Origin of the sequence: Enterobacter sp. CPE_E863 (assembly GCF_046521465.1) — a bacterium.
Classification (GTDB): Bacteria; Pseudomonadota; Gammaproteobacteria; order Enterobacterales; family Enterobacteriaceae; genus Enterobacter; species Enterobacter adelaidei.
The window spans coordinates 845,571-857,649 of sequence record NZ_JBKFZX010000001.1; the positions used below are offsets into that span (position 1 = coordinate 845,571).

Genomic DNA, 12,079 nt, shown 5'->3' on the forward strand with positions numbered 1-12,079 from the left:
CATTTTGACAGGAAGAGTATTTTGACTACTGACACTCATACTCTGCATATTGAAGAGATTTTAGAACTTCTGCCGCACCGCTACCCGTTTCTGCTGGTAGACCGTGTGCTGGATTTTGAAGAAGGTCGTTTTCTGCGCGCAGTGAAAAATGTTTCCGTGAACGAGCCGTTCTTCCAGGGGCACTTCCCTGGTAAGCCTATCTTCCCGGGTGTGTTGATTCTGGAAGCGATGGCTCAGGCTACCGGTATTCTGGCGTTTAAAAGCGTTGGCAAACTGGAGCCAGGTGAGCTGTATTACTTCGCGGGTATTGATGAAGCGCGCTTTAAGCGCCCTGTCGTGCCTGGTGATCAGATGATCATGGAAGTCACTTTTGAAAAAACGCGTCGTGGCCTGACTCGCTTCAAAGGCGTAGCGCTGGTTGACGGCAAAGTTGTTTGCGAAGCGACGATGATGTGTGCTCGTAGCCGGGAGTCCTGATACGTGATTGATAAATCCGCCTTTATTCATCCTACCGCGATTGTGGAAACCGGTGCCATCATTGGCGCTAACGTCCACATTGGCCCGTTTTGTATTGTTGGACCGCATGTCGAAATTGGTGAGGGTACAGTACTGAAATCTCACGTTGTCGTGAATGGTCACACGACCATTGGCTGCAATAACGAGATCTATCAGTTCGCCTCCATCGGCGAAGTTAACCAGGATCTTAAATATGCTGGTGAGTCGACCCGTCTGGAAATTGGCGATCGTAACCGTATTCGCGAAAGCGTCACCATTCATCGTGGAACAGTACAGGGTGGTGGGTTGACGAAGGTGGGCAGCGATAACCTGTTTATGGTTAATGCGCATATCGCGCACGACTGTACCGTGGGTGACCGCTGTATTCTTGCCAACAACGCAACGCTGGCAGGACACGTATCGGTTGATGACTTCGCAATTATTGGCGGCATGACCGCAGTCCATCAGTTCTGCATTATTGGTGCACACGTGATGGTCGGCGGATGCTCCGGTGTGGCGCAGGACGTCCCACCGTATGTGATTGCGCAGGGCAACCATGCCACGCCGTTTGGCGTGAACATCGAAGGCCTCAAGCGTCGTGGCTTTAGCCGCGAAGCGATTACTGCCATCCGCAACGCGTACAAACTGCTGTACCGTAGCGGCAAAACGCTGGAAGAGGCGAAGCCGGAAATTGCCGAGCTGGCGAATAAGTACCCGGAGGTGAACGCGTTCATGGAATTCTTTGACCGTTCAACAAGGGGTCTGATTCGTTAATGGTCGACAGTCGTCCGCTTACGATAGCCCTGGTCGCCGGAGAAACCTCCGGCGATATTCTTGGTGCAGGTCTTATCCGTGCGCTTAAGGCGCGTGTACCCAATGCACGATTTGTTGGCGTTGCTGGCCCGCTGATGCAGGCCGAAGGCTGTGAAGCCTGGTATGAAATGGAAGAGCTGGCTGTGATGGGCATCGTTGAGGTGCTGGGGCGGCTACGCCGTTTACTGCATATTCGTGCCGATCTTACTCGCCGCTTTACCGAACTGAAACCCGATGTGTTTGTCGGTATCGATGCACCTGATTTCAACATTACCCTCGAAGGGAATCTGAAAAAGCAGGGCATAAAAACCATTCATTACGTCAGTCCGTCCGTCTGGGCGTGGCGACAAAAACGTGTTTTCAAAATCGGACGGTCCACCAACCTGGTGCTGGCTTTCCTGCCTTTCGAAAAAGCGTTTTACGACAGATTTAATGTTCCGTGCCGTTTTATCGGTCATACCATGGCGGATGCGATGCCATTGGATCCGGATAAAAAAGCGGCGCGCGACGTGCTCGGCATCCCGCATGATGCGCACTGTCTGGCATTGCTGCCAGGCAGCCGTGGCGCAGAAGTTGAGATGCTGAGCGCCGATTTCCTCAAAACGGCGCAAATTCTTCGCCAGACATACCCCGATCTGGAAGTCGTTGTTCCGCTGGTGAATGCCAAACGCCGCGAGCAGTTTGAGCGCATCAAAGCGGAAGTCGCCCCGGATCTTCACGTTCGTCTTCTGGACGGGAAAGGGCGGGAAGCGATGTATGCGAGCGATGCCGCGCTGCTGGCCTCCGGCACGGCGGCGCTGGAATGTATGCTGGCGAAATGCCCGATGGTGGTCGGCTATCGCATGAAGCCGTTCACCTTCTGGCTGGCAAAACGTCTGGTGAAAACGGATTATGTCTCCCTGCCAAACCTGCTTGCCGGGCGCGAGCTGGTGAAAGAGCTGTTGCAGGATGAGTGCCAGCCACAGGCGCTTGCCGATGCGTTGCTGCCGCTGCTCGCCGACGGCAAGACCAGCCACCAGATGCATGATACGTTCCGTGAACTGCATCAGCAGATCCGCTGTAATGCCGATGAGCAAGCGGCTGATGCGGTGCTGGAGTTAGCTAGATGATGGAATTTGTATATCCTCATACCCACCTTGTGGCGGGTGTGGATGAAGTGGGGCGTGGGCCGTTAGTGGGGGCTGTAGTGACCGCAGCGGTGATCCTCGATCCGACCCGCCCGATTATTGGACTGAACGACTCTAAAAAATTGTCCGAAAAGCGTCGACTGGCGCTGTTTAGTGAGATTCAGGAGAAGGCGCTGGCCTGGAGCCTGGGGCGCGCTGAACCGCATGAAATCGACGAGCTGAATATTTTGCATGCCACGATGCTGGCGATGCAGCGTGCGGTGGCGGGTCTGAAAATACCCCCGGAATACGTCCTGATTGACGGTAACCGTTGTCCGTCATTGCCTATGCCTTCGATGGCCGTGGTCAAAGGCGATAGCCGCGTCGCAGAAATCAGTGCCGCTTCTATTATTGCCAAAGTGACACGCGATGCCGAAATGGCCGCGCTGGATCTCACTTACCCTCAGTATGGTTTCGCCCAGCACAAGGGGTATCCAACAGCTTTCCATCTGGAAAAGCTGGCTGAACATGGCGCAACCGAACATCACCGGCGCAGCTTTGGCCCGGTGAAACGCGCGCTGGGACTGGTGTCCTGAATCAATACGCAAGCAATTAAGTAACGCGGAATCTGAAGATGGCTGAACCACGTTTCGTACACCTGCGGGTGCATAGTGACTACTCCATGATCGATGGGCTGGCGAAGACCGGACCGCTGGTTAAAAAGGCGGCCTCTCTTGGCATGCCTGCACTGGCGATCACCGATTTTACCAACCTGTGTGGCCTGGTGAAGTTCTACGGAACGGCGCATGGCGCGGGGATGAAGCCTATCGTCGGTGCAGATTTTCATGTGCAGAGCGATCTCATCGGCGATGAAATGACGCAAATTTCCGTGTTAGCGATGAACAACACGGGTTATCAAAACCTCACACTGCTTATCTCAAAAGCCTATCAACGCGGCTATGGCGCGCTGGGGCCGTGGATCGACCGCGACTGGCTGGCTGAGCTAAATGAAGGGCTGCTGCTCATCTCTGGCGGCCGTATGGGTGATGTCGGTAAATGCCTGCTGCGTGGCAACAGCGCATTGGTGGATCAGTGCATCTCGTTTTATGAAGAGTACTTCCCGGATCGCTATTATCTGGAGTTGATTCGTACTGGCCGCCCTGACGAAGAGAATTATCTGCACGCTGCTGTCGCGTTGGCTGAAGAGCGCGGCTTGCCCGTGGTGGCAACGAATGACGTGCGTTTCCTGGAGTCCGGTGATTTTGACGCGCACGAAATCCGCGTCGCTATCCACGATGGCTTCACCCTCGACGATCCAAAGCGTCCGCGTAATTACTCCTCGCAGCAATATATGCGCAGCGAAGAGGAAATGTGCGAACTCTTCTCCGATATTCCGGAAGCGCTGGAAAACAGCGTCGAGATAGCAAAACGCTGCAACGTTACCGTGCGCCTCGGAGAATACTTCCTTCCGCAGTTCCCGACGGGAGATATGACCACGGAAGATTTCCTGGTCGTGAAATCCAAAGAGGGTCTGGAAGAGCGTCTGGAATTCCTGTTCCCGGATGAAGAAGAACGCAAAAAACGTCGTCCTGAATATGACGAACGCCTGGATATAGAACTCCAGGTGATCAACCAGATGGGCTTCCCAGGCTACTTCCTGATCGTTATGGAGTTTATCCAGTGGTCGAAGGATAACGGCGTGCCGGTAGGTCCGGGACGTGGTTCCGGTGCGGGTTCACTGGTTGCTTACGCACTCAAAATTACCGACCTCGATCCGCTGGAATTCGACCTGCTGTTCGAACGTTTCCTTAACCCGGAACGTGTCTCCATGCCCGACTTCGACGTCGACTTCTGCATGGAGAAACGCGACCAGGTTATCGAGCACGTGGCGGATATGTACGGTCGTGATGCGGTATCGCAGATTATTACTTTCGGTACGATGGCGGCAAAAGCGGTTATCCGCGACGTAGGCCGCGTGCTGGGACATCCGTACGGCTTTGTTGATCGTATCTCGAAACTGGTCCCGCCCGATCCGGGCATGACGCTGGCGAAAGCGTTCGAAGCCGAGCCGCAACTGCCGGAAATTTACGAAGCTGACGAAGAAGTCAAAGCGCTGATCGACATGGCGCGTAAGCTGGAAGGGGTCACGCGTAACGCCGGAAAACATGCGGGTGGGGTGGTTATTGCTCCAACCAAAATTACCGATTTTGCGCCGCTTTACTGTGATGAAGCAGGTCAGCATCCGGTTACCCAGTTTGACAAGAACGATGTGGAATACGCCGGGCTGGTGAAGTTCGACTTCCTCGGTCTGCGTACTTTGACCATCATCAACTGGGCGCTGGAGATGATCAACGCCCGCCGTGAGAAGAACGGCGAGCCGCCGCTGGATATTGCCGCTATCCCGCTGGATGACAAGAAAAGTTTCGACATGCTGCAGCGCTCGGAGACCACCGCGGTCTTCCAGCTTGAATCCCGCGGCATGAAAGACCTGATTAAACGTCTGCAACCTGACTGTTTCGAAGATATGATCGCACTGGTGGCGCTGTTCCGTCCGGGGCCCCTTCAGTCAGGGATGGTAGATAACTTTATCGACCGTAAGCACGGGCGCGAAGAGATTTCCTACCCGGACGTTCAGTGGCAGCATGAAAGCCTGAAACCAGTACTGGAACCGACCTACGGCATCATTCTGTACCAGGAACAGGTTATGCAGATTGCCCAGGTGCTCTCTGGTTATACCCTTGGCGGTGCGGACATGCTGCGTCGTGCGATGGGTAAGAAAAAGCCGGAAGAGATGGCCAAGCAGCGTGGCACCTTCGAAGAAGGGGCGAAAAAGAACGGCGTTGACGGCGAACTGGCGATGAAAATTTTCGACCTGGTGGAGAAATTCGCCGGGTACGGATTTAACAAATCTCACTCTGCCGCCTATGCTTTGGTTTCGTATCAGACGCTGTGGCTGAAAGCGCACTATCCGGCTGAGTTTATGGCGGCGGTTATGACCGCCGATATGGACAACACCGAGAAGGTGGTTGGTCTGGTGGATGAGTGCTGGCGCATGGGGCTGAAGATCCTGCCGCCGGATATCAACTCAGGTCTTTACCATTTCCACGTCAACGAGCACGGGGAAATTGTCTACGGGATCGGTGCGATCAAAGGCGTAGGTGAGGGGCCGATCGAAGCGATCATCGAAGCCCGTAACAACGGTGGTTATTTCCGTGAGCTGTTCGATCTTTGCGCCCGTACGGATACCAAAAAACTGAACCGCCGCGTGCTGGAAAAACTGATCATGTCTGGCGCGTTCGACAGGCTGGGGCCGCACCGTGCCGCACTGATGAACTCGCTCGGCGATGCGCTGAAAGCAGCTGATCAACATGCGAAAGCGGAAGCCATTGGCCAGGCGGATATGTTCGGTGTGTTGGCAGAAGAGCCAGAGCAGATCGAGCAGTCATACGCCAGCTGCCTGCCGTGGCCAGAACAGGTGGTGCTGGATGGCGAGCGTGAAACGTTAGGTTTGTACCTGACAGGACACCCGATCAACCAGTACATCAAAGAAATTGAGCGCTATGTCGGAGGCTACAGGCTGAAAGACATGCATCCGACAGAACGTGGTAAAATCACCACGGCTGCGGGGCTCGTGATTGCTGCAAGGGTAATGGTCACCAAGCGCGGCAATCGTATCGGCATCTGTACGCTGGATGACCGTTCCGGGCGTCTGGAGGTGATGTTGTTCACCGACGCGCTGGATAAATACCAGCAATTGCTGGAAAAAGACCGCATACTTATCGTCAGCGGACAGGTCAGCTTTGATGACTTCAGCGGGGGGCTTAAAATGACCGCCCGCGAAGTGATGGACATTGACGAAGCCCGGGAAAAATATGCTCGCGGGCTTGCTATCTCGCTGACGGACAGGCAAATTGATGACCAGCTTTTAAACCGACTCCGTCAGTCTCTGGAACCCCACCGCTCGGGGACAATTCCAGTACATCTCTACTATCAGAGGGCGGATGCACGTGCGCGGTTGCGCTTTGGTGCAACGTGGCGTGTCTCTCCGAGCGATCGTTTACTTAACGATCTCCGTGGCCTCATTGGTTCGGAGCAGGTGGAACTGGAGTTTGACTAATACAGGAATACTATGAGTCTGAATTTCCTTGATTTCGAACAGCCGATTGCTGAGCTGGAAGCGAAAATCGATTCTCTGACAGCGGTAAGCCGTCAGGATGAAAAACTGGATATTAACATCGACGAAGAAGTGCATCGTCTGCGCGAAAAAAGCGTAGAACTGACGCGCAAAATCTTTGCCGATCTCGGCGCATGGCAGATTGCCCAGCTGGCGCGTCACCCACAGCGTCCGTACACCCTGGATTATGTCCGCCTGGCGTTTGATGAATTTGACGAACTGGCCGGCGATCGCGCATACGCTGACGATAAAGCTATCGTCGGTGGTATTGCTCGTCTGGATGGACGCCCGGTGATGATCATTGGTCATCAGAAAGGTCGTGAAACCAAAGAGAAAATCCGTCGTAACTTTGGTATGCCTGCACCAGAAGGCTACCGTAAAGCTCTGCGTTTGATGGAGATGGCTGAGCGTTTCAACATGCCAATCATCACCTTTATCGACACGCCGGGTGCATACCCGGGTGTGGGCGCGGAAGAACGTGGCCAGTCTGAAGCTATCGCACGCAACCTGCGTGAGATGTCTCGCCTGAGCGTGCCGGTCATCTGTACCGTTATCGGTGAAGGTGGTTCCGGTGGTGCGCTGGCGATTGGCGTTGGCGATAAAGTTAACATGCTGCAATACAGCACCTATTCCGTTATCTCTCCGGAAGGCTGTGCGTCCATTCTGTGGAAAAGCGCCGACAAAGCGCCGCTGGCCGCAGAGGCGATGGGCATTATTGCTCCACGTCTGAAAGAGCTGAAGCTGATCGATACCGTTATCCCGGAACCTCTGGGTGGCGCGCATCGCAAGCCTGAAGTGATGGCGGCTTCCCTGAAAGCACAGCTGCTGGCAGACCTGGCAGACCTCGACGTGCTGAGTAAAGAAGATTTGCTGAACCGTCGTTATCAGCGTCTGATGACCTACGGTTACGCCTAAGATTCACAATTGTCTGAAAAGCCGCACAATGTTGCGGCTTTTTTTATACCTGCCGTTTACCTTAACTATGCTTAGCTAATATTTTTCAAGGAGGTAAACCGTGAACATTATTGCCATTATGGGGCCGCACGGCGTCTTTTATAAAGACGAGCCCATCAAGGAGCTGGAACAAACCCTGCAGTCGCGCGGGTACCAGCTGATCTGGCCACACAATAGCGCCGATCTGCTGAAATTTATTGAGCACAACCCGCGTATCTGCGGGGTAATCTTCGACTGGGATGAGTACGACCTCGAGCTGTGCAGCGATATCAACAAGCTGAACGAATATCTCCCGCTGTACGCGTTTATCAATACCCACTCGACGATGGATGTCAGCGCCCATGATATGCGTATGGCGCTGTGGTTCTTTGAATATTCGCTTGGCGTCGCGGACGATATTGCGACCCGTATTCAGCAGTACACGCGTGAATATCTCGATAACATCACGCCACCGTTTACCCGCGCGCTGTTCACCTATGTGAAAGAAGGTAAATATACCTTCTGTACGCCCGGACATATGGCGGGAACGGCGTATCAAAAAAGTCCGGTGGGCTGTCTGTTCTATGATTTCTTTGGTGGCAATACGCTAAAAGCGGACGTGTCGATTTCGGTCACTGAGCTGGGATCTCTGCTCGACCATACAGGCCCACATCTGGAAGCTGAAGAGTATATCGCCCGCACGTTCGGCGCTGAGCAAAGCTATATGGTGACCAACGGCACCTCGACCTCGAACAAAATTGTCGGGATGTACGCCGCCCCCGCTGGTAGCACCTTGCTGATTGACCGGAACTGTCATAAATCGCTGGCGCACTTGCTCATGATGAGCGACGTCGTACCGCTCTGGCTGTCACCCACGCGTAACGCGCTCGGTATTCTTGGCGGCATTCCGCGCCGGGAGTTTACGCATGAAGCCATTGAAAGCAAGGTCGCGGCAGTGCCCGGCGCAAGCTGGCCTGTCCATGCGGTGATCACCAACTCGACCTATGACGGTCTGCTGTACAACACTAACTGGATTAAAAAAACGCTGGACGTGCCGTCGATCCACTTCGATTCCGCGTGGGTGCCGTACACCAACTTCCACCCGATTTACGCGGGTAAAAGCGGCATGAGCGGTGAACGCGTGCCGGGTAAAGTGTTCTTCGAAACGCAGTCGACGCACAAAATGCTGGCCGCCTTTTCCCAGGCTTCGCTAATTCACATTAAAGGCGAGTACGACGAAGAGACGTTTAACGAAGCCTTTATGATGCATACCACGACCTCGCCGAGCTATCCGCTGGTTGCCTCCATTGAAACGGCCGCGGCAATGCTGCGCGGTAATCCTGGTAAGCGTTTGATTAACCGCTCGGTTGAACGAGCACTGCATTTTCGTAAAGAGGTTCAGCGACTTAAAGATGAAGCTGACGGCTGGTTCTTCGATATCTGGCAACCGGAAGAGATTGATGAAGCAGCATGCTGGCCCGTCTCACCCGGTGAAAACTGGCATGGTTTCCGCGAAGCTGATCGCGACCATATGTTCCTCGACCCGGTAAAAGTCACGATCCTGACGCCGGGCATGGATGAGCAGGGTAAGATGAGCGACGAAGGGATCCCCGCCGCGCTGGTGGCGAAATTTCTTGATGAACGGGGTGTGGTGGTTGAAAAAACGGGTCCTTATAACCTGCTGTTCCTGTTCAGTATTGGTATTGATAAAACCCGGGCGATGGGGCTATTGCGCGGCCTGATGGAGTTTAAGCGCGCTTATGATCTCAACTTGCGGGTGAAAAACATGCTGCCGGATCTCTATGCAGAGGATCCTGACTTCTATCGCAATATGCGTATTCAGGATCTCGCTCAGGGGATCCATCGGCTTATTCGGCAGCACGATCTGCCGCGTCTGATGCTGCAGGCGTTCGATGTTTTGCCAGAAATGAAGCTTACCCCGCACAAGGCATGGCAGCGGCAGGTGAAAGGGGAGGTCGAAACCGTTGAGCTGGAAAATCTTGTCGGGCGCGTATCGGCCAACATGATCCTGCCTTACCCGCCGGGCGTACCGCTCCTGATGCCGGGAGAGATGATTACCGAGGAAAGCCGGGCCGTGCTCGATTTCCTGTTGATGCTTTGCTCGGTAGGGCGTCACTATCCAGGATTTGAGACGGATATCCACGGTGCGAAGCGCGATGAGAACGGCGTTTACTGGGTGCGAGTCCTAAAATAAAGATGGCCACTTGCCAGGTGCGGGTTTTCGGTTGTAACGTTCAGGGATCATAAAAAGGAGAAGCTATGCTGGGTTTAAAAGCTGTTCATCATATTGCGATCATTGCGACCGATTACGCGAAAAGTAAGGCCTTCTACTGCGATATCCTGGGCTTTACGCTGTTGAGCGAGGCCTATCGTGAGGAACGTGATTCCTGGAAGGGGGATCTCGCGTTAAACGGGCAATATGTGATTGAACTGTTCTCCTTTCCCTTCCCACCTGCACGCCCGTCACGCCCGGAAGCCTGTGGTCTGCGCCATCTTGCCTTTAGCGTTGATGACCTGGACAGCGCAGTAAAACATCTGGAAGCGCACGGTGTGGCGTGCGAAGCGATACGCGTCGATCCGTTCACCGACAAGCGTTTCACCTTTTTCAGCGACCCGGACGGCCTGCCGCTGGAGCTTTATCAGCAGTAATGATTTTCCTGTGTGATAATGCCCGCTCAGTTCGGGCATTTTTTATGTGTAATTTCCTATGACCTTACCCGCTATCGCCAAAGCCGTTTCACCGTACCGCCAGCTGCTGGTGGGGTTTAGCGGTGGCCTGGATTCTACCGTTCTGCTTCATCGTTTGAAGCTCTGGCGCGATCGGGAGCCTGATGTTCAGCTTCGGGCGATACATATCCACCACGGATTGAGTTCTCATGCCGATGCCTGGGTGGCGCACTGTGAGGCGCTGTGTGCCGCGTGGGCGATCCCGTTCATTGCTGAGCGCGTCACGCTTCAGGACGAAGGGCTGGGGATTGAGGCACAAGCACGTAAAGCGCGTTATGCCGCTTTTGCCAGCGTAATACAGCCAGGCGAAGCGCTGGTTACGGCGCAGCATCTGGATGACCAGTGCGAAACCTTTTTGCTGGCGCTAAAGCGGGGCAGCGGGCCGGCGGGGCTTTCTGCCATGCCCGAACGTGCTGAATTTGCCGGGACGACATTACTTCGTCCGCTGTTGGGTGAGACACGTGCGTCGCTGGAAGCCTGGGCACGGGAATATCAGCTGAACTGGATTGAAGATGAGAGCAATCAGGATGACAGCTACGACCGTAATTTTCTGCGTCTGCATGTCCTCCCGCTTTTGAGCGAGCGCTGGCCGCATTTTGCTGACGCCACAGCAAGAAGCGCCATGCTGTGCGCCGAACAGGAAGCATTGCTGGATGAGTTGTTGAGTGAAGAGCTGGCTCAACTGATCTCTGAAGACGGATCGCTGGCGATCGCACCGCTGGAAGCGATGAGCCCGGTGCGTCGGGCGGCACTGTTACGACGCTGGCTGGCCACTCATCGCGCCGCAATGCCATCGCGGGCAATGCTGAGCCGTATCTGGGACGAAGTTGCTCGGTCGCGGGAGGATGCGTCCCCGTGCGTACATTTGAATGGTTATGACGTAAGGCGCTATAAAGGGAAGCTCTGGTGGATAAAATCTACCCCCTCTTTTAGCGATGTCGTACTCAACTGGGCGTCACCCGAATTACCGCTGATATTGCCCTGTGATGCAGGACGAGTCTCTCTGGTATCGTCTGGCCATGTACGCCTACCGAATGGCGGTGAACAGGTTACCGTGCGCTTTAAGGCTGGCGGCATGCTGCATATCGTCGGGCGCAACGGGGGGCGGAAGCTGAAGAAAATATGGCAGGAGTGTAACGTGCCACCGTGGCTGCGCGATACAACGCCACTCCTTTTCTACGGCGAAACGCTGATTGCTGCTGCAGGGGTTTTCATCACGGAAGAGGGATGGGCAGAAGAGGGTGTTAGTTTTGCATGGCAGAAAGCGTAACGGGCAGCCTGGCTGCCCGTTAGTGTCATCAGGATTCGCTCACCACGACGGTGCCGATTTGCGGGTGGCTGAAGCTGGCTATTTTGTCCAGACGCAGCTCACGCGTCGCACCGGCATCTTCCACGATCAGATATTCCACATTCTTACGCGAAACCAGATCGCTGGCTTTCGCCTTCAACACTTCGCCATCTTTTAGCTCCAGCGTCAGTAATAAATGATGCTGGCAGGCGAGTTCGAGGTTGTCATAGTCATCACAATTGATGGGTTGATAAGTATCATTCATCGACATAATCGCTCACCAGTAAATTCGCCGCAGCATACGCTGCTTTCTCCCTGACCGACTCTGAAAGGCTCTCATCAGAGGCCACTTCATTAAGCACTTTCAATACACAGCCCAGCGCGTCCGGGACATACCCCAGATCCCCGCTGGCGATTTCCGCATACCGTTTGCGAATTAACTCACAATAATTATTCACATCCCCTCCCGCCAGCGCACTGACTTACTGTGAGATATCATTAAGCCTACGAAGATAAACTCGG

Annotated in this window: 11 protein-coding genes; 9 read left to right on the forward strand and 2 right to left on the reverse strand. The window is 54.4% G+C overall.

The window, feature by feature from the left end:
* Window positions 1–21 precede the first annotated feature (21 nt).
* From fabZ to tilS, 9 genes are all read left to right on the forward strand, one after another.
* Entirely contained in the window at window positions 22–477 is a 456-nt protein-coding gene (gene fabZ / locus ACLHV8_RS03945) for a 3-hydroxyacyl-ACP dehydratase FabZ (protein ID WP_010426706.1), read from the forward strand.
* Between the two features lie 3 nt (window positions 478–480).
* On the forward strand, window positions 481–1,269 hold the full coding sequence (gene lpxA / locus ACLHV8_RS03950; RefSeq protein WP_049005315.1) for an acyl-ACP--UDP-N-acetylglucosamine O-acyltransferase: 789 nt from the start codon (window positions 481–483) through the stop codon (window positions 1,267–1,269).
* Window positions 1,269–2,417 (forward strand): lipid-A-disaccharide synthase, encoded by a 1,149-nt coding sequence (lpxB, locus tag ACLHV8_RS03955; RefSeq protein WP_208595029.1) that lies wholly within the window; start codon window positions 1,269–1,271, stop codon window positions 2,415–2,417. Before lpxA ends, lpxB begins: the two co-directional genes overlap by 1 nt.
* The gene (rnhB, locus tag ACLHV8_RS03960; protein ID WP_134708322.1) at window positions 2,414–3,010 is read left to right on the forward strand and encodes a ribonuclease HII; all 597 of its coding nucleotides are present in this window, start codon (window positions 2,414–2,416) and stop codon (window positions 3,008–3,010) included. The genes lpxB and rnhB overlap by 4 nt, the downstream gene beginning before the upstream one ends.
* Window positions 3,011–3,048: 38 nt before the next feature.
* On the forward strand, window positions 3,049–6,531 hold the full coding sequence (gene dnaE, locus ACLHV8_RS03965; RefSeq protein ID WP_208595028.1) for a DNA polymerase III subunit alpha: 3,483 nt from the start codon (window positions 3,049–3,051) through the stop codon (window positions 6,529–6,531).
* A gap of 12 nt (window positions 6,532–6,543) precedes the next feature.
* Complete coding sequence (gene accA / locus ACLHV8_RS03970) at window positions 6,544–7,503, forward strand: acetyl-CoA carboxylase carboxyl transferase subunit alpha (protein WP_006810033.1); 960 nt, start codon at window positions 6,544–6,546, stop codon at window positions 7,501–7,503.
* A 100-nt stretch (window positions 7,504–7,603) separates the two neighbouring features.
* Window positions 7,604–9,736, forward strand: a complete 2,133-nt coding sequence (locus ACLHV8_RS03975; RefSeq protein WP_208595027.1) for a lysine decarboxylase LdcC — start codon at window positions 7,604–7,606, stop codon at window positions 9,734–9,736.
* Window positions 9,737–9,801: 65 nt separating this feature from the next.
* Window positions 9,802–10,191, forward strand: a complete 390-nt coding sequence (locus ACLHV8_RS03980) for a VOC family protein (RefSeq protein WP_049005320.1) — start codon at window positions 9,802–9,804, stop codon at window positions 10,189–10,191.
* 58 nt (window positions 10,192–10,249) lie between these two features.
* Window positions 10,250–11,539, forward strand: coding sequence for a tRNA lysidine(34) synthetase TilS (tilS, locus tag ACLHV8_RS03985; RefSeq protein ID WP_129323892.1), 1,290 nt, complete (start codon window positions 10,250–10,252; stop codon window positions 11,537–11,539).
* A gap of 28 nt (window positions 11,540–11,567) precedes the next feature.
* Here tilS and rof read toward each other — a convergent pair whose 3' ends face one another.
* Window positions 11,568–11,828, reverse strand: a complete 261-nt coding sequence (gene rof, locus ACLHV8_RS03990) for a Rho-binding antiterminator (protein ID WP_008501890.1) — start codon at window positions 11,826–11,828, stop codon at window positions 11,568–11,570.
* Window positions 11,815–12,015: a YaeP family protein gene (locus tag ACLHV8_RS03995; protein ID WP_008501889.1), complete on the reverse strand. Its 201-nt coding sequence runs from the start codon at window positions 12,013–12,015 to the stop codon at window positions 11,815–11,817. The genes rof and ACLHV8_RS03995 overlap by 14 nt, the downstream gene beginning before the upstream one ends.
* Window positions 12,016–12,079 lie beyond the last annotated feature (64 nt).

Coding starts and splice junctions, on each gene's coding strand:
- dnaE (WP_208595028.1), top strand. CDS start 3,049: ATGGCTGAACCACGTTTCGTACACCTGCGGGTGCATAGTGACTACTCC.
- rof (WP_008501890.1), bottom strand. CDS start 11,828: ATGTCGATGAATGATACTTATCAACCCATCAATTGTGATGACTATGAC.
- ACLHV8_RS03980 (WP_049005320.1), top strand. CDS start 9,802: ATGCTGGGTTTAAAAGCTGTTCATCATATTGCGATCATTGCGACCGAT.
- lpxB (WP_208595029.1), top strand. CDS start 1,269: ATGGTCGACAGTCGTCCGCTTACGATAGCCCTGGTCGCCGGAGAAACC.
- accA (WP_006810033.1), top strand. CDS start 6,544: ATGAGTCTGAATTTCCTTGATTTCGAACAGCCGATTGCTGAGCTGGAA.
- tilS (WP_129323892.1), top strand. CDS start 10,250: ATGACCTTACCCGCTATCGCCAAAGCCGTTTCACCGTACCGCCAGCTG.
- rnhB (WP_134708322.1), top strand. CDS start 2,414: ATGATGGAATTTGTATATCCTCATACCCACCTTGTGGCGGGTGTGGAT.